Genomic DNA, 15,714 nt, shown 5'->3' on the forward strand with positions numbered 1-15,714 from the left:
ACGCAACGAATAATTGTGATTTCCACTCCGGACTGCTCGCTTTCCACGGGGCTCGCGTTGAACTTCCTCGTCACTCCGTTCCTGCGGGGTTTCAAGCTGCCTCGCTGATCCCGTAGGAGTCTCACATCCTCCGTTCCAATCACCTTTTCCTTTAATAATTATAAATAAGAAGTATAGGTAATGTACCCGGTTAGAATTGGGCAAAACATAGAAAAGAGAGTGGAATTTATTGACGATGTTGTTTTTTGGCGAGAAGCGATTGACAGTAGTAGGAATAACCCATATACTTCAACTATGTTTAGTGCATAAAAGCATAAAAGCGTTTAAGTGAAAAAGAGATTGAGGGGAACAAGTTAATGAAAAAAGAGATAACATTTGGACAGTCAATTGGGATTGTCGTTGTTTTATTAGGACTTATTTTTGCATCATTATTTTTATTAGGTTTAGCACCACATGTTCCATTGCTTATTAGCATTGTAGCGCTTTGTACCATTGGAGCACTTATGGGTGGTAAGTGGAAAACTTTTGAACATGGCGTTGTAGAAGGGATTAAAGTAGGGGTTAAGCCAATTTTAATTCTTATGCTTGTTGGTGTATTAATTGCTGCCTGGATGGTGGGCGGAACGATTCCAACTATTTTATCGTATGGATTCAATTGGATTTCACCGCGATATTTCTTAATTAGCGTACTTTTAATCACAATTTTAGTATCGAGCTTTACGGGAAGTACATTTACAACGATTAGCACGGTTGGAGTAGCTTTATTTGGAATTGGAACGGCTATTGGGGTGAATCCAGGCCTAGCTGCAGGAATCATTGTGTCAGGAGCAGTGTTTGGTGATAAGATGTCTCCTTTATCCGACACAACTAACTTTGCTTCAGGGATTGTTGGCGTTTCTCTAAGTGATCACATTCGCCATATGTTGTGGACCACGTTACCAAGTATTGTTGTAACAGCTGTAATTGCATTGGTCATTGGCATAAGCACACATCGAACAGGTGTAAACTATGGAGATATTGAAGCTGTACAAAGTGCATTAGGTGATACGTTTAACCTTAATCTTCTAACACTTTTGTCACCGCTTGTTGTGTTAATTCTATCGATTAAACGATTTGATGTACTCCCTACGTTGGTAATTGGAATTATCATCGCCGTAATAACAGGGGTATTATTACAGCCAACTGTTACATTAGGAAGCATGCTTGGGGCTCTTCAAAGCGGTGGTCAAATTGATTCAGGAAATGAAATTGTAAATGCTATTGTCACAAAAGGCGGACTGGACTCCATGATGTTTTCAGTGTCCCTTGTCATTATTGCGCTAGCTCTTGGTGGGTTGATGCGTGAACTTGGTGTTGTTCAAGCTTTAATTGAAGGATTAGCTAAGCAAGTGCGAAGAAGTGGCGATGTAGTGTTTTCGACAGTTCTTTCATCTATTGGTGTTAACGTTATAACAGGCGAGCAGTATTTATCTATTTTATTACCTGGGCAAACATTCAAGCCTCTTTACGTGAAGTGGAACTTGCAGGAGAAAAACTTATCTCGTACGTTAGAAGATGGAGGAACAGTTATTAACCCATTAATTCCGTGGGGAGTAAGTGGAGCTTTCATTTCACAAACACTTGGTGTTCCGGTTGTCGATTATTTACCTTTTGCATTTTTCTGTCTGCTATGTCCAATATTTGCTGTAATTTTGGGCTACACAGGACTTGGTATTGCTAAACAAAAATAACTTATGATCTAAAAAGCTTTGAATTCTTAATTACTTATTAAGAATTCAAAGCTTTTTATTGTACCAATCATGTTTAATATTTGCTGTTAGAGGTAATGTGAGTAGAAGCTCTAATCTTTCTCTTCCAAAAAAGAGAAAGTAGTAATACAATAAACCATAACGTTTAGTTGAAGAGCTATTTGTGAAGGATTCCACAAAAATCCTTTTTAGCAAACATTTAAAAAGGGTAGAGCAAAAAGAAACGGCTCATCATAAAAAGAGATAAAAGTTAGTAATTGAGGAGAGGATTCTGTTTGAAAAAGTGGGGGTTCATTGTACTACTTACCATCGTTGTACTTGGCGTAACCGCTGTTTTTTATCGAGCGGAAAGCGGCGATGTTAATAAAGAGAAAGTGCATTTATTTTCACCTTATGCTAGTAGTGTTGATATATATCAAATCACATATCCAAGCGATGGGTTGCAGGTTAAAGGTTTTTTATTACAGCCAAAAGACATTGTGGATAAAAAATATCCACTGCTAGTTTATAATCGTGGCGGGAACCGTGAGCACGGTATGATTCGAGATAAAACGCTGCGCTACTTATCATCATGGGCGGATAAAGGCTATGTTGTGGTTACAACCCAATATCGTGGTAATGGTGGAAGCGAAGGAGTAGAAACATACGGCGGGGACGATATTCATGATGTCCTTAACCTCATTAAATGGGGAGAACAGTTGCCTTATGTAAACCCTGAACAAAAAGTAGCGTTTGGATATTCTCGCGGTGGAATGATGACGTATTTAACCATGAAAAATGGCATATCCTTTGATGCGGTGGTTGTTCAATCCGGAATTACGGATATGTTTCAGTTCTACGACCAACGGGGTTCTGAAATGAAGCAAGTACTAAGAGATATTGTTGGAGATCCTAAGGTGTATCCTGAACGATATAAAAGTCGATCGGTTGTGTATTGGAGCGATAAGGTAAATTCGCCGCTTCTTATTTTACAAGGAGATCACGATAAAAAGGTACATCATACGCAAGCAGAAAAGCTAGTTGCGCAGCTTGAAGAACAAAACAAAGAGTATAAATATGTCTTATACAAAGGCGGAGATCACCCACTAAGCAACTATTATAATCAGTATAATGCTGAGATTGACAAGTGGTTTCAACGGCATTTGGTTGAATAAAAGTGGCAAGCATATTCGTCCGTTTTTCGCACATCCTAGAAAGGAACACTATAGAAAAGGATGATGAACGATGACACAATCAAAAAGACAGCAAGAGCGTCAATGGAATGTGCGTAAACAGTCGCAAAATCCAGCTCATGGCAAAGTAAAGTCATTTGAAGAATTAGCAGAAGAAATTACGCCAAAAAATAAAAATAAATAATAAAAACCCCTCTAATCGAGGGGCTTTTTGTTTGTTTAGATTAAGGGTTAGTAGACCACATACCAGCTGATTTAATAAAGATACGAGGGTGTAGCTTCAGCTGTGCTACCATGATTTCCGCTAAATCTTCAGGTTGCATTACCTTTTCAGGATTACCGTCTGTTAGGTTTTCCTTATAAGCAAGCTCTGTAGCAACTGTACTTGGTGTTAAAGCAGTTACGCGAATATTGTGTTTGCGTACTTCAAGAGCAAGCGATTCTGTCAGACCTAATAAACCAAATTTTGAAGCACTGTATGCACTTGTTACAGGAGCTCCTTTTTGTCCAGCAGTAGAGGAGATATTAATGATATCTCCACCGTTTTTCTCAATCATTTGTGGTAAAACAGCTCTTGTAACGTAATAGACACCCATTAAGTTAATATCAATGATCTGCTTCCATTCTTCGGGAGATAGTTCTAAAAAGCCTCCGAATTTTCCGATGCCGGCATTGTTGATTAAAATGTCTGCTTTACCTAGTTGGTTATATAAGTAATCAACGGCTTTATTTACTTCTTCCATTGAAGATACGTCTGCTGTAGCATAAGCAACTTTTACACCCAATGCTTCGACTTCTTGTGCAACGGCTTGTAAATCAGCTTCTGTACGTGCTAGTAAGCCAAGGTTGACACCTTCTTTTGCTAAATCAAGCGCTGTTGCTCGGCCAATACCTTTACCAGCACCAGTAATGATGGCTACTTTTCCTTGTAATGATTGTCCCATCTTTCGTCACTCCTTCTTAATTAAACTATCGTTATTGCTAAAATCAGTTTGCAAATCATGCTAAATGAGTAGCTGAATAAATTAGCAATCCATCTAATCCTACAAAATGTAGAGAACCATTGTCAAAGCTCTTGCTCTATAAGGCGGTTAAAAATACCAAGATAACTGAATAAATTTCCTGCATAGATAGAAACTATAAGGACTTGAAGAGGAACGCTGTGCCGTTTGGAAAATGGAGGATGACGTATGCGAATAAAAAAACTATCAGAATTAAAAAATCGATCTAAAAAGCCTAAAGAAAATGAATTACAACCAATAGCTGAATCTTCATCTTCCGATACTGAACTGTTAAAAAGCGTAAAAGATAACTTGAATGCGGTGAAAGCAGAGCTTGGAGATAGTGCTGATGTGGTTTGCCGCGAGTTTGCCATTTCAGTTCAAGAGAAATTTCGATTAGGGCTTATCTATATTGATGGATTGGCGAGTGAGGATAGCGTACAAGAGTTTACCATGGAATCAATCATGCATAATCATACGAAACAGCTCGTTCATGATGATGGTGCTGTGAACATGTTTGAGCTCATAAAAAATTACAGCTTAGCAATTGGGGAAATTAAAGAGGTGACTCTTTTAGATGACGTGATTTTACATGTTTTATCAGGTGATACGGCTCTATTTATAGAAGGTTATCAAACGTGTATCATTGCTAGTACAAGAGGGTGGGGAGAAAGAGCAATTTCAGAACCACAGGCTCAAACAGTAGTGCGTGGACCAAGAGATAGCTTTACTGAAACGCTGCGCACCAATACGGCACTGGTAAGAAGACGGATTAAATCTCCTAATTTACGAATGGAGTCTCAGAAAATCGGTAAAGTAACGTAAACAGACGTAGCGATTATGTATGTAAAAGGAATAGCTGATAAGCAAGTGGTGAAAGAAGTAAAGTCCCGGCTTTCTAAAATTGATATTGACGGCATATTAGAGAGCGGATACATTGAAGAGCTTATTCAGGATGAAGATTATACTCCTTTTCCAACAATTTATAACACAGAGAGACCTGACTCAGTATCAGCAGGTCTTTTAGAAGGTCGAGTAGCAATCTTTGTAGACGGAACGCCGTTTGTGCTATTAGTCCCGGCTTTGTTTATTCAATTCTTTCAAGCTGCTGAAGATTATTATCAGCGTGCAGATATTAGTACACTCATTCGTATTATTCGATACGTCGCATTTTTCTTAGCTTTATTAACGCCGTCAGCTTATGTTGCGCTTACCACTTTTCATCAAGAAATGCTGCCGTTTGGTTTGCTTGTTAGCATTGCAGCTCAGCGTGAAGGTGTCCCTTTTCCAGCCGTAATTGAAGCATTGATTATGGAAGTGGTCTTTGAAATTTTGCGTGAGGCAGGAATTCGATTGCCAAGAGCCGTAGGTTCTGCTATTTCGATTGTAGGAGCGCTCGTATTAGGGGAGGCTGCGGTACAGGCGGGGTTGGTCTCACCAGCGATGGTCATTGTTGTATCCATAACTGCCATCAGTAACTTTGTATCGCCGGCTTACGATATGGCGATTGCTGTAAGGATGCTTCGCTTTGCCTTGATGTTTTTAGCAGCAACATTTGGATTGTTTGGAATTATTTTAGGGCTTATTTTAATGATTCTACATCTGTGCAGTTTACGTTCATTTGGTATTCCATATATGACACCAATGGCTCCATTTGTAAGTAGTGACCAAAAAGATGCGCTCATTCGCCGTTCGTTAAAGAAAATGAATACGAGACCGAAGCTTATTAGCGAACAAAACGTTGTACGTGAACGGTCAAATGATGAGAATTAGCTTTTATAAAGGTGGAATAAGCATGAAACGAATCGTACTTGTATTATGCATATGTCTACTCCCACTATCAGGCTGTTGGAGTAGTCGAGAGCTAAATGAATTGGCCATCACCGTAGCGGTAGGTATTGACGAAGTAAAAGATGGAATTGAGTTAACGGTTCAAATTATTAACCCGGGCGATATTCAAGCTCAAACGCCGACGAATGGTCCCTCGGTTACTACGTACTCGATTAAAGCAGCTTCTGTCATGGAAGCTCTTCGGAAAGTGACAATTGAATCACCTAGAAAAATATACTTATCTCATTTACGGATGCTTGTTCTTAGTGAAGGAATTGCAAAAAGCGGAATTGCTGAAGTGTTAGATTTTTTCGCGCGAGATCATGAGGTGCGAACCGATTATTTTGTTGTGGTAGCAAAAAATTCACGCGCTTCATCCGTTTTAAATGTCTTGACAACCATTGAAAAAATTCCAGCCAATTATATGTTTGCTGCATTGGATACGTCACAAAAAGTTTGGGCGCCTACGCGAGGTGTAAAGCTGAATGAGCTTATTAGTAACTTAACGAGTCAAGGCAAACATCCTGTGTTAACCGCTGTTCTTGTAAAAGGTAACCACAAAAAAGGCGGAGATATGGCAAATGTCCAGCGAGTTAATCAAGATACCATTCTAAAATTTAAAGGTCTTGGCATTTTTAAAGGAGATAAACTTGTTGGGTGGTTTAATGGAAGTGAAAGTAAAGGATATAACTATGTTACCGGAAATATAAAAAGTACGGTCGTTGTTATTCCGTGTGAAAAAAAAGAAAAATCCCATGATATTATTGGAGTTGAGATGCTGCGAACAAGTACGGATATTAAAAGCCGTATGAAAGATGGAAAGCCTGTTATTGATGTGAACTTAAAGGGAGAAGCAAACATCGCTGACGTAGAGTGCCAGGTTAACTTGCAGGACCCTGCTATGATTACTGAACTAGAGAAAAAAGCGGAACATGATGTGCAAGATAAAATGCGAAGAGCAATTAAGAGAGCACAAAACGAATATCAAAGTGATGTCTTTGGGTTTGGAGAAGTTTTTTACCGCCAAAACGTAAAGGACTGGAACAAGATGAAAAATCGCTGGGATGAAATCTTTGCGACAGATCTAGAAGTGAACTTAAAAGTAGATGTGCAAATCCGTCGACTTGGAACGTTGAATAACTCATACATGAAAGAGATGCAGGATTAGTGCAACATGGAAAACTTACTGCTGTTTTTAGGGGTATTCAGCTTTTTAGCATATAAGGCAATCCGCCTTCTTTATCAACAAAAACAGATAAAAGAAATCGTAATATACAGCAGCTTTTCTACTATAAGAGTGGTAATGTGGATAGTGGTTATTTTTCGAATAACCATTCCAACTCCGCTGTATGCCCTTGAGTTTTGGATGCAGTCCATCATTGATATCTTTTCTTCATTTTATTCGGTGTAGGTGTTCAATATGAGCCAAAAAGAAGTGATAAGTGGGAAACAGTTCTTTACATTAACCCATGTATTCTCCATTGGAAGTGCAATCTTAGTTGTATCTACTTTATTATTAGCTGTGGCAAAGAACATCGCTTGGATTTGTGCAATAATTGGAACAGGAAGTGGGTTAGTATTTGCGAGGCTTTTATTATGGTTAATCCAAAAATACCCTCAATCGACGCTAATTGATATAGCAAAGAAGTCTTGTGGCAAGTATGAACGAAAATCGGTAACTACCTAGTGAGTAAAGGAGAGGAAAGGAATGCATCCACGCTTAGTAATAAGCAATTTTCAACTATTCTCAATGATGCTGCTGTTCTTATTTGGAAGTGCGACCATTGTGAGTATTGGACAGGAAGCACGTCAATCCGCATGGATTGCCGTTTTAGTAGGGATGTTAATGTACCTGCCTTTCTTTGCTCTTTTTACACTTTTATATAAAAGGCATCCAGAAGAAACGTTTCCAACAATATTAAAAATTGCTTTTGGAAAGCTAGTTGGCAAAATTATTTGCATGCTGTACGTGCTATATTTTATTTACATTGGTGCGCGTGTTCTAAGAGACTTTTGTGAGCTGTTATTGTTAACATCAATGAATGATACGCCTCTAGTTATTGTGGGTGGGGTTATGACGCTAGTTATTGCGTATGCATGCTTTTTAGAAGTTGAGCCAATCGCAAGAGCGAGTGTGTTATTGTTAGTTGTTTTTGTTGGCTTCATTGTATTAGGTTTTTGCTTACTGTTCTTTTCTGATGCTATGAACCCAGATCGTATGCACCCCATTTTAGCTGAAGGAATAGGTTCAATTTTTAGAGCGGTGTTTCCGCTTATTTTGACGTTTCCATTTGGAGAAATGGTTGTTTTCTTAATGTTTAACCAGTTTACAAAAGGAGAAAAGTCTCTTAGAAAGATGGGAACGCGTGCCGTGGTGATAGGAGGCGTTATGCTTAGTATGCTAAGTTTAATTAGCTTAACTACACTCGGACAGCACTTGGTAGGATCATCGACAATCCCCCTACTTGTAACCGTACAGCAAGTGAATATTGGAGATATTATTCAGCGGATGGATATGCTAGCCATTAGTGTTTTTATTATTGGCGGTTTTGCTAAAGTAACGATTTTCGCATATGCAGCTATTTTAGGGATAAAAGATATTTATCAAACCAGGAGTCACAAGCTATCACTCCTTTTCGTTACGATATCCATTCTGACTACGACTATTTTTATGTCGGATAATGCTGTTAAACATTTAGAGATAGGTTTGAAAATTGTACCAGTTTGGATTCACATTCCCATGCAGTTTGTCATTCCAATCGTAGCGCTGGTGATGATTCAATTGAAAAGTAGGAAGAAAAGTAGAAGTACATAGTAATTTTAAATGGAGTATGATATAGTTAAAAGCGAAAATTGAAAGAAGAAATGCCGTGCTCTATGTGCGGGAGAGGTTCGTAAACTCCCTCTATAAAAAACTAAGATCATCAGTGAGATGACAAATGGCGCCGATTTTAGGGGCTTTTTTCCTGTTTCTTTTTTAATATAAGAAAGGGATTCTTAGTTAAGGGAGATTGCAAACGAAGCAATCTCTTTTTTTATATGATCTAAACAACGGAATGTTTTCTTCTTTGACTTTATAAAGGAAAAGGAGACAAAAAAATGAAAAACGAAAAAGCAATTGTTGTATTTAGCGGTGGACAAGATAGTACGACTTGTTTATTTTGGGCGCTAAAAAATTTTAAAGAAGTGGAAACTGTTACGTTCGGCTACGGTCAGCGTCATAGTAAAGAGATTGAAGTTGCAGAAGCCATTGCAAAAGACCTTGGTGTGAAGCACACAATTTTAGATATGTCGTTGTTAAGCCAACTAGCGCCTAACGCACTAACAAGAGATGATATTGACATTAGCCAAGAGGAAGGGGAGCTACCGACAACGTTTGTGGACGGACGCAACCTTCTCTTTTTATCATTTGCGGCTGTATTAGCTAAAAATAGCGGTGCACGTCATTTAGTAACAGGTGTATGCGAAACAGATTTTTCAGGGTATCCAGACTGCAGAGATGTGTTTGTTAAATCGCTAAACGTAACGCTGAATTTATCAATGGATTTTGAATTTGTTATTCACACACCGTTAATGTGGATTGATAAAGCAGAGACATGGGGACTAGCCGATGAACTAGGTGCGCTTGACTATGTGCGTGAACATACATTAACTTGCTATAACGGTATTGTTGCAGACGGGTGCGGAGAGTGTCCTGCATGTAAACTTCGCAAGAGAGGTCTAGAACAATATCTTGACACGAAACAAGGAGGGGAACAGTAATGCTTCAGCAAATTTACCCACAGGTAGCACATCCTTATTCGTACGAATTAAATAAAGACATGAATTTTGCCGCTGCGCATTTTGTTCCTCATGAGTCAGCAGGAAAATGTCAGCAGGTTCATGGCCATACGTATTTTGTGAATCTAACTATTGCAGGTGATGAATTAGATTCATCAGGCTTTTTAGTTAACTTTGCTACGTTGAAAAAAATTGTTTCTGGTCAGTTCGATCATACGCTTTTAAATGATCATAAAGAGTTGTTTAATGAAGAGGATGCGAATGATTTTCCAACATCTGAAGTTATTGCTCGGAAAATTTATGAACTTGTACAAGCTCACTTAGATGAACTTGAAAATAAGCCAGCATGCGTGCAAGTGTTTGTTCGTGAAACTCCTACAAGCTATGTTGTATATCGTCCAAAGAAGGTGAAGCGAGATGAATAATAAGGTTCCTGTTCTCGAAATATTTGGTCCAACGATTCAAGGAGAAGGAATGGTTGTGGGCCGAAAAACAATGTTTGTGCGCACAGCTGGCTGTGATTACTCATGCAGTTGGTGTGATTCGGCATTTACTTGGGATGGGTCAGCGAAAAGTGACATCCGTCAACTGACGGACGAAGAGGTCTGGCATGAATTGCAAACCTTAGGAGGAGACCGCTTTGACCATGTAACTATTTCAGGCGGGAATCCAGCGCTGTTGAAATCTTTAGATAAACTAATTGATCGCTTGCATGATCATCAAAAGCAAGTCGCGCTTGAAACTCAGGGAAGTCGCTTTCAAGAGTGGTTTTATAAAATTGATGATTTAACTCTTTCACCCAAGCCACCAAGCTCGGGAATGAAGACAAATTACGAAGTGTTGGATGATATTGTTGAACGCTTGCAAAACAATGGACGTAGTCAACATATTAGCATTAAAGTGGTTGTGTTTGATGAAACGGATTTCGATTATGCAAAACACATTCATCAGCGCTATCCATCAGTGCCATTCTTTGTTCAAGTAGGAAATGATGATTTGACAACAACGGATGACGAGGCGTTAACTCGTAAATTATTAGGGAAGTATGAGTGGCTAATTGATCTTGTTGTAGCTACAACAGATATGAATAATGTACGCGTATTGCCGCAGGTTCATGCACTTGTATGGGGAAATAAAAGAGGCGTGTAAGCGTTCTTTAAAAAATTTACAAATAAAATACAAAAACAAATATGTACAAAATGAAAAAACGCTGTTAGAATGACAATCGTAGAAAGAGAGGAAACACACATGAGTGGTCGTAAAGAAGAGGAATTAGAAGGTGTAACGCTTTTAGGTAATCAAGGAACAAAGTACTTGTTTGAGTATTCACCAGAAATTTTAGAGGTGTTTGATAACAAGCATCCAAATCGAGATTATTTCGTTAAATTTAATTGTCCAGAATTTACAAGCTTATGTCCGCAAACAGGACAGCCTGATTTTGCTACAATCTATATTAGCTATATACCTGATGAAAAAATGGTTGAAAGTAAGTCTTTAAAGCTTTATTTGTTTAGTTTCCGAAATCATGGTGATTTCCATGAAGATTGTATGAATATTATTATGAATGACTTAATCGAATTAATGAATCCACGTTATATTGAGGTATGGGGGAAATTTACGCCACGTGGTGGAATTTCCATTGATCCATATACAAACTATGGTCGTCCAGGCACAAAGTATGAAGAAATGGCTTCTTATCGATTAATGAATCACGATTTATATCCAGAAACGATTGATAATCGTTAATGAAAGCAGGTTGTCTTAACAACCTGTTTTCCGATGTAAACAACAACAAGGTGAGAAGGTGAAAGAATGTCACAAAGATCAGCATTAGTACTAGGAGCAAGTGGCCTTATTGGTCAAGAACTTTTACAGTTGCTTTTAGATAATCGCTCATATAGCCATGTGACAGTACTTGTTCGAAAGGCACTGCCGGTTGAACATGAAAAGCTACGTCAGCTCGAAATTGATTTTGCAGAGCTTGAAAAGTATGAGAAAGATTTTGCAGTTGATGATGTATATTGTTGTTTAGGCACAACGATGAAGAAAGCAAAAACAAAATCGAAATTTATTAAAGTGGACTATGAATTCCCACTAAAAGCAGCAAAATGTGCCGAAGCAAATCGCTGCCAAAACTTTTTAACCGTTACAGCAATTGGTGCTGATCTTCGTTCCCCTTTCTTTTACAGTAAGGTAAAAGGTCAGGTGGAAGAAGATATTGCGAGTCTGTACATTCGATCTACGCATTTCTTCCGTCCATCGCTACTATTAGGCAAACGCGATGAGTTTCGTTTGTTTGAAAAAGTAGGGGAATACACTCTTAAGTCTTGCTCATTCTGCCTAATTGGTAAATGGAAGAAATATCGACCAATTAAAGCTTACAATGTTGCAAAAGCAATGATGAAAGCGGCTATGGAAGATAAAGCAGGGGTTCATATCCATGAAAGTCAAGATATTTTCACAGGAGAATGTTATTACTCATTTACAAATGGTAAAAAAGTGATTGCAAAGTAAAAGCCTCGAATTTAGAGGCTTTTTTCTTTTTTTAGAGAAAGCTATTTTTCTTTCCTTAAGGAAACTTTTTTAGTTGTGTGAATATAATAAAGTAAAAGCATGAGGAGGAAGGAAATGAAATCGGCTAAAAAAGCACAACAATATGCGTATATGTTGTACAAACTCGGTATTTTAAGTAAAGAGCAAAAGGAAAAGATTTGTAACAAATAACCACCCAGTACAAAGTACTGGGTGGTTATTTGTTACATCGCATGATTGATAATGGTATAGTTTTTATGGTTTACAACCGTTCGCTGTTCTAAGTCTAAATCACGATAGTTAGTCATATAAGTTAGGTCAACAATTACAGAGTTCTCATTTACTTTTTCTACAATACCTTTTAAACCATTTTTAAATTCAATTACGTTTCCTACCTCTGCAATTTTCATCGCAATCGCTCCTTTATTAGATTATTTTTAGAAAATTTATAAAAGTAAATCTAGTTAACGCTTTCTATTTTCTTTTTCTCAATTTTGCCTTAAATTGGTTAATTAGTAAAGATGTTTTTTAAAAAATGTAAAAAAAGATGTTTTTTTAAGTGAATTCTTCGACAAAAGGAGGGTAATTCGATATAGTACTGACATGTAGGATTATTTAATGATTAAAACATTAGAAATAGAAGGTGTCAATTATTATGAGAAATACAGGGTTAGTATTAGAAGGTGGCGGTATGAGAGGCCTTTATACAACGGGGGTACTTGATTACTTTATGGAACAAGATTTATATTTACCTTATGTGATTGGTGTTTCGGCGGGAGCCTGTCATGCAACTTCCTATTTATCACGACAAGTAGGAAGAAGCCGTCGAGCTAATCTAGATTATATAGATGATCCACGTTATTTGTCACTGCGAAATTATTTTAAGACGCGTGAGATGTTTGGGATGGATTTTGTATTTGAAGAAATTCCAACCAGCTTACTTCCATTTGATTTTGATTCTTTTCACAAGCGAACTGAACAGCTTGTAGTAGGCACAACGGACTGCGTAACGGGAAAGCCTGTTTATTTTGACAATCATGAGGACGATTTGCTGACCATTATTCGCGCGTCAAGCTCGCTTCCATTTGTGTCAAAAGTTGTGGAGTATGGTGGTAAACAGCTGTTAGACGGGGGAATCAGCGATCCAATTCCAGTAAAAAAAGCAGAGAGTGATGGATTTAAGAAAAATATTGTGGTGTTAACACGAAATAAAGGATACCAAAAGAAAAAATCCAGTTCATCTTGGTTTACAAAGCGTTATTATCGTAAGTATCCAGGTTTAGTTAAGGCATTAGAGAACCGCTATAAGCTTTATAATGATACGCTTGCTTATATCGATGAGCAGGAGGAAGCAGGAAATATATTTGTGATTCGTCCACAGAAGCCACTGGTAGTAGGGCGAATGGAGAAAGACCGATCAAAGTTAGACGTTTTGTATAAGCAAGGATATGAAGAAGCTGCAGAACAGTATGATAAACTAAAAGAATGGTTAAAGGACTTTTCGTAGAAAGGAGTACATATAAATGAACGAAGAGGAAGTAATGAAGCAGTTAGATGCTCTCCGTGACGGCGAGATTCAAGAGCTACACGTTCGTAAAGAGGATTTTTTAGGGTTTCAACCTGTGCTTGTAAGAAGAGAGGATTTCAAGCATTTTCGCGGAGTAGCTGGTCGAGGTGGGAACTTTACGTATTATTATACCGAAACGCCTCGTAGTTAAGTTGAAACGCTAGCTTTCTTGAGCAGACGCTTATATAATGAAAGTAATGTGTAGCTATAGGAGGGATTACATGGACGATTTTCGAAAAAGTACAGCACCATTTTATTTTGCAGATTATATATGGAAAGATAAAAATGGACAGATGACATATGGGATGCTGTTAACAAACCGGCCAGCTGACGACCGGGAGTACGACCTCCATTCATTATTAGAAGAAGCGTTTGTTGAGCACAAAAAGGTTTCATTAACAACGGTTTATGATAATAGTGAACAGCTACTGTCAGGTTATGTCCTGGATTTATCAGACGATCAATCTGCGTTTACGTTTATGGACGATACAGGTGCTAAGCTAGTAATTGATTTCTATGATGTTGTAGAAATAGAGCTTGAAGATTAAAGAAGATGAAGCGTGTAAATTTGCGCTTCATCTTTTTTGTTTTGAAAGAAGAAAGAACGCATACAATGGGTTGTGATTTCTACTCCGGCTGCTCCCTTTCCGCAGGGCTCGGTCTAAGCCTAAGCCTCCTCGTAAACTTGCCGGGTCTCAGAGCATTCGCTAGTCCTGCAGGAGTCTCCCATCCTTCGTTGCAATCACAGGTTTCTTCGAGTAGTGGGAAAACTACTTATCTCTATGTATTGTTTGGGTGTGAAAGAGAGCAGAACGCGCGCAACGAGTCGTGATTCTCACTTCAGATAGTTCGCTTCAATCACAGGACTTTTAAGGAAAAGGAGAAGTCATACTCTATATCTTTTTAATTCGATTTTCTAAGAGGAAAGTTTCACATAACGAATGATGACTTTGCCTGATAGGAGTTGTTTTACTCACAATATCTTGGGGGAAAGGTGTGGCATAGAGTTCGTTTTGAATAATTGCTTTTTTCAGCAAATGTAGTTATAGAGTAGTTAAATGTGCATTTATTTCTAGAATTGAAATGATTTTGAAGTGAGTCAAAAGTCTGAAAAGGGAAATATAAACAAGGTAATACCTACCTCCTTGCACAAAAAAATTCCTTCATTATGACAAATATATAGGATTATTGTCATAATCGTGTTTGATTCGTAATGTTATTAATCAAACTAAAAGAAATGTAAAGGAATCGTTCGGTGAAAGAGGTACTACGCTATGTTAGAGTAGTACCATACGAATTTTCAGGAGGTATTACCGCATGAAAAAGAGTTATGTTAAGTCTTTATTCATGATGCTAACTGCTATGTTTGCTCTTGGAAGCGTTCAGTCAGTCGCAGTAGCAGAAACGAAATATAAAGTCATTAAGGGAGATACCCTTGGGCAGTTAAGTAAACAATATGGTGTAACCATTGCAGATATAATGGACGAAAATAATCGTACAGACGAATGGATTTATGAAGGGGAAACGCTTCGTATTCCAGAAAAGCCAAACGGTCGAGATACTGATGGGCTAATTTCAGAGTCAAAAGTAGCTGAAGAAGAGAAAGCCGTTAAAGCGGTTGAAACGGAAGAAGTAAGCCAACCTGCTGAAGTAGAAGAAGTTAAGGCAGAAACACAGCCGGCTCCTGAAGGAATGGCCATTTCTCAAGGAGAGAAAGATTTGTTGGCACGCTTAGTAGAAGCGGAAGCAAAAGGTGAGTCGTATGAAGGAAAATTAGGTGTAGCTATCGTTGTCCTAAATCGTGTAGAGTCACAGCAGTTTCCAAACAGTGTTAACGGAGTAATTATGGAAGTGGTAGGGACTAGCTATGCGTTTTCTCCTGTTCAAAACGGCTCAATTAATAAGCCAGCATCTGATGAAGCACACCGTGCAGTGGAAGAGGCACTAATGAGAAAAGATCGCTTAAATGATTCCATTTACTTTTATAACCCTGACACAGCGACAGATGATTGGATTCGCTCTCGTCAAGTTGTAAAAACAATTGGAAATCATGTATTTGCAAAATAAAGAAAAGCCGTCGATTT

18 protein-coding genes, 1 pseudogene and 1 riboswitch are annotated in these 15,714 nt (G+C 38.2%); of the genes and pseudogenes, 17 read left to right on the forward strand and 2 right to left on the reverse strand.

Going from position 1 to position 15,714, the window contains the following annotated elements; translation table 11 throughout:
* Window positions 1-356: 356 nt before the first annotated feature.
* From nhaC to BFL01S_RS21120, 3 genes are all read left to right on the forward strand, one after another.
* Complete coding sequence (nhaC, locus tag BFL01S_RS14775; protein WP_061786149.1) at window positions 357-1,730, forward strand: Na+/H+ antiporter NhaC; 1,374 nt, start codon at window positions 357-359, stop codon at window positions 1,728-1,730.
* A gap of 293 nt (window positions 1,731-2,023) precedes the next feature.
* Window positions 2,024-2,902, forward strand: a complete 879-nt coding sequence (locus tag BFL01S_RS14780; RefSeq protein WP_061786150.1) for an alpha/beta hydrolase family protein — start codon at window positions 2,024-2,026, stop codon at window positions 2,900-2,902.
* 70 nt (window positions 2,903-2,972) lie between these two features.
* The gene (locus BFL01S_RS21120) at window positions 2,973-3,104 is read left to right on the forward strand and encodes a DUF6254 family protein (RefSeq protein WP_220387661.1); all 132 of its coding nucleotides are present in this window, start codon (window positions 2,973-2,975) and stop codon (window positions 3,102-3,104) included.
* 40 nt (window positions 3,105-3,144) lie between these two features.
* On the opposite strand, the gene BFL01S_RS14785 is transcribed toward BFL01S_RS21120, so the two are convergent.
* A complete protein-coding gene (locus BFL01S_RS14785) occupies window positions 3,145-3,864 on the reverse strand; it encodes a 3-ketoacyl-ACP reductase (protein ID WP_061786151.1) in 720 nt (239 codons plus the stop codon).
* Between the two features lie 246 nt (window positions 3,865-4,110).
* Between BFL01S_RS14785 and BFL01S_RS14790 the strand changes: the two are divergent.
* The 10 genes and pseudogenes from BFL01S_RS14790 (at window position 4,111) to BFL01S_RS14835 (ending at window position 12,045) form a co-directional block, all read left to right on the forward strand.
* A pseudogene (locus tag BFL01S_RS14790) lies at window positions 4,111-5,694 on the forward strand (spore germination protein).
* 22 nt (window positions 5,695-5,716) lie between these two features.
* The gene (locus tag BFL01S_RS14795) at window positions 5,717-6,919 is read left to right on the forward strand and encodes a Ger(x)C family spore germination protein (protein ID WP_061786152.1); all 1,203 of its coding nucleotides are present in this window, start codon (window positions 5,717-5,719) and stop codon (window positions 6,917-6,919) included.
* Window positions 6,920-6,925: 6 nt separating this feature from the next.
* Window positions 6,926-7,162 (forward strand): hypothetical protein, encoded by a 237-nt coding sequence (locus BFL01S_RS14800; protein ID WP_061786153.1) that lies wholly within the window; start codon window positions 6,926-6,928, stop codon window positions 7,160-7,162.
* Between the two features lie 9 nt (window positions 7,163-7,171).
* Window positions 7,172-7,438: a GerAB/ArcD/ProY family transporter gene (locus BFL01S_RS14805; protein ID WP_061786154.1), complete on the forward strand. Its 267-nt coding sequence runs from the start codon at window positions 7,172-7,174 to the stop codon at window positions 7,436-7,438.
* Between the two features lie 21 nt (window positions 7,439-7,459).
* Entirely contained in the window at window positions 7,460-8,566 is a 1,107-nt protein-coding gene (locus tag BFL01S_RS14810; RefSeq protein ID WP_061786155.1) for a GerAB/ArcD/ProY family transporter, read from the forward strand.
* Window positions 8,567-8,632: 66 nt separating this feature from the next.
* A riboswitch (PreQ1 riboswitch) is annotated at window positions 8,633-8,676 on the forward strand.
* 174 nt (window positions 8,677-8,850) lie between these two features.
* Window positions 8,851-9,513 (forward strand): 7-cyano-7-deazaguanine synthase QueC, encoded by a 663-nt coding sequence (gene queC / locus BFL01S_RS14815; protein ID WP_061786156.1) that lies wholly within the window; start codon window positions 8,851-8,853, stop codon window positions 9,511-9,513.
* Window positions 9,513-9,956, forward strand: coding sequence for a 6-carboxytetrahydropterin synthase QueD (gene queD / locus BFL01S_RS14820; RefSeq protein ID WP_061786157.1), 444 nt, complete (start codon window positions 9,513-9,515; stop codon window positions 9,954-9,956). The genes queC and queD overlap by 1 nt, the downstream gene beginning before the upstream one ends.
* Entirely contained in the window at window positions 9,949-10,680 is a 732-nt protein-coding gene (gene queE, locus BFL01S_RS14825; protein ID WP_061786158.1) for a 7-carboxy-7-deazaguanine synthase QueE, read from the forward strand. The genes queD and queE overlap by 8 nt, the downstream gene beginning before the upstream one ends.
* Before the next feature lie 99 nt (window positions 10,681-10,779).
* A complete protein-coding gene (gene queF, locus BFL01S_RS14830; RefSeq protein WP_061786159.1) occupies window positions 10,780-11,277 on the forward strand; it encodes a preQ(1) synthase in 498 nt (165 codons plus the stop codon).
* A 66-nt stretch (window positions 11,278-11,343) separates the two neighbouring features.
* The gene (locus BFL01S_RS14835) at window positions 11,344-12,045 is read left to right on the forward strand and encodes an oxidoreductase (protein ID WP_025908420.1); all 702 of its coding nucleotides are present in this window, start codon (window positions 11,344-11,346) and stop codon (window positions 12,043-12,045) included.
* Window positions 12,046-12,287: 242 nt separating this feature from the next.
* Here the strand turns inward: BFL01S_RS14835 and BFL01S_RS14840 are convergent, their stop codons facing one another.
* Entirely contained in the window at window positions 12,288-12,473 is a 186-nt protein-coding gene (locus tag BFL01S_RS14840; RefSeq protein WP_025908421.1) for a YkvS family protein, read from the reverse strand.
* A gap of 242 nt (window positions 12,474-12,715) precedes the next feature.
* Between BFL01S_RS14840 and BFL01S_RS14845 the strand changes: the two genes are divergently transcribed.
* From BFL01S_RS14845 to BFL01S_RS14860, 4 genes are all read left to right on the forward strand, one after another.
* On the forward strand, window positions 12,716-13,570 hold the full coding sequence (locus BFL01S_RS14845; protein ID WP_061786161.1) for a patatin-like phospholipase family protein: 855 nt from the start codon (window positions 12,716-12,718) through the stop codon (window positions 13,568-13,570).
* Window positions 13,571-13,586: 16 nt separating this feature from the next.
* Window positions 13,587-13,781: a protein YkzS gene (gene ykzS / locus BFL01S_RS14850; RefSeq protein WP_025908423.1), complete on the forward strand. Its 195-nt coding sequence runs from the start codon at window positions 13,587-13,589 to the stop codon at window positions 13,779-13,781.
* 70 nt (window positions 13,782-13,851) lie between these two features.
* Window positions 13,852-14,178 (forward strand): hypothetical protein, encoded by a 327-nt coding sequence (locus tag BFL01S_RS14855; protein WP_061786160.1) that lies wholly within the window; start codon window positions 13,852-13,854, stop codon window positions 14,176-14,178.
* Between the two features lie 769 nt (window positions 14,179-14,947).
* Entirely contained in the window at window positions 14,948-15,697 is a 750-nt protein-coding gene (locus BFL01S_RS14860; protein WP_025908425.1) for a cell wall hydrolase, read from the forward strand.
* Window positions 15,698-15,714 lie beyond the last annotated feature (17 nt).

The sequence above is a fragment of the Priestia flexa NBRC 15715 genome, from assembly GCF_001591565.1.
GTDB classification, from domain to species: Bacteria; Bacillota; Bacilli; order Bacillales; family Bacillaceae_H; genus Priestia; species Priestia flexa.

Excerpts from the sequence above, each read along its gene's own strand:
- ykzS (WP_025908423.1), top strand. The coding sequence starts at position 13,587 with ATGAACGAAGAGGAAGTAATGAAGCAGTTAGATGCTCTCCGTGACGGC.
- BFL01S_RS14860 (WP_025908425.1), top strand. The coding sequence starts at position 14,948 with ATGAAAAAGAGTTATGTTAAGTCTTTATTCATGATGCTAACTGCTATG.
- queF (WP_061786159.1), top strand. The coding sequence starts at position 10,780 with ATGAGTGGTCGTAAAGAAGAGGAATTAGAAGGTGTAACGCTTTTAGGT.
- queC (WP_061786156.1), top strand. The coding sequence starts at position 8,851 with ATGAAAAACGAAAAAGCAATTGTTGTATTTAGCGGTGGACAAGATAGT.
- BFL01S_RS14810 (WP_061786155.1), top strand. The coding sequence starts at position 7,460 with ATGCATCCACGCTTAGTAATAAGCAATTTTCAACTATTCTCAATGATG.
- BFL01S_RS14785 (WP_061786151.1), bottom strand. The coding sequence starts at position 3,864 with ATGGGACAATCATTACAAGGAAAAGTAGCCATCATTACTGGTGCTGGT.
- BFL01S_RS14800 (WP_061786153.1), top strand. The coding sequence starts at position 6,926 with ATGGAAAACTTACTGCTGTTTTTAGGGGTATTCAGCTTTTTAGCATAT.
- BFL01S_RS14840 (WP_025908421.1), bottom strand. The coding sequence starts at position 12,473 with ATGAAAATTGCAGAGGTAGGAAACGTAATTGAATTTAAAAATGGTTTA.
- BFL01S_RS14795 (WP_061786152.1), top strand. The coding sequence starts at position 5,717 with ATGAAACGAATCGTACTTGTATTATGCATATGTCTACTCCCACTATCA.
- BFL01S_RS21120 (WP_220387661.1), top strand. The coding sequence starts at position 2,973 with ATGACACAATCAAAAAGACAGCAAGAGCGTCAATGGAATGTGCGTAAA.
- queE (WP_061786158.1), top strand. The coding sequence starts at position 9,949 with ATGAATAATAAGGTTCCTGTTCTCGAAATATTTGGTCCAACGATTCAA.
- BFL01S_RS14855 (WP_061786160.1), top strand. The coding sequence starts at position 13,852 with ATGGACGATTTTCGAAAAAGTACAGCACCATTTTATTTTGCAGATTAT.
- BFL01S_RS14805 (WP_061786154.1), top strand. The coding sequence starts at position 7,172 with ATGAGCCAAAAAGAAGTGATAAGTGGGAAACAGTTCTTTACATTAACC.
- BFL01S_RS14835 (WP_025908420.1), top strand. The coding sequence starts at position 11,344 with ATGTCACAAAGATCAGCATTAGTACTAGGAGCAAGTGGCCTTATTGGT.
- queD (WP_061786157.1), top strand. The coding sequence starts at position 9,513 with ATGCTTCAGCAAATTTACCCACAGGTAGCACATCCTTATTCGTACGAA.
- nhaC (WP_061786149.1), top strand. The coding sequence starts at position 357 with ATGAAAAAAGAGATAACATTTGGACAGTCAATTGGGATTGTCGTTGTT.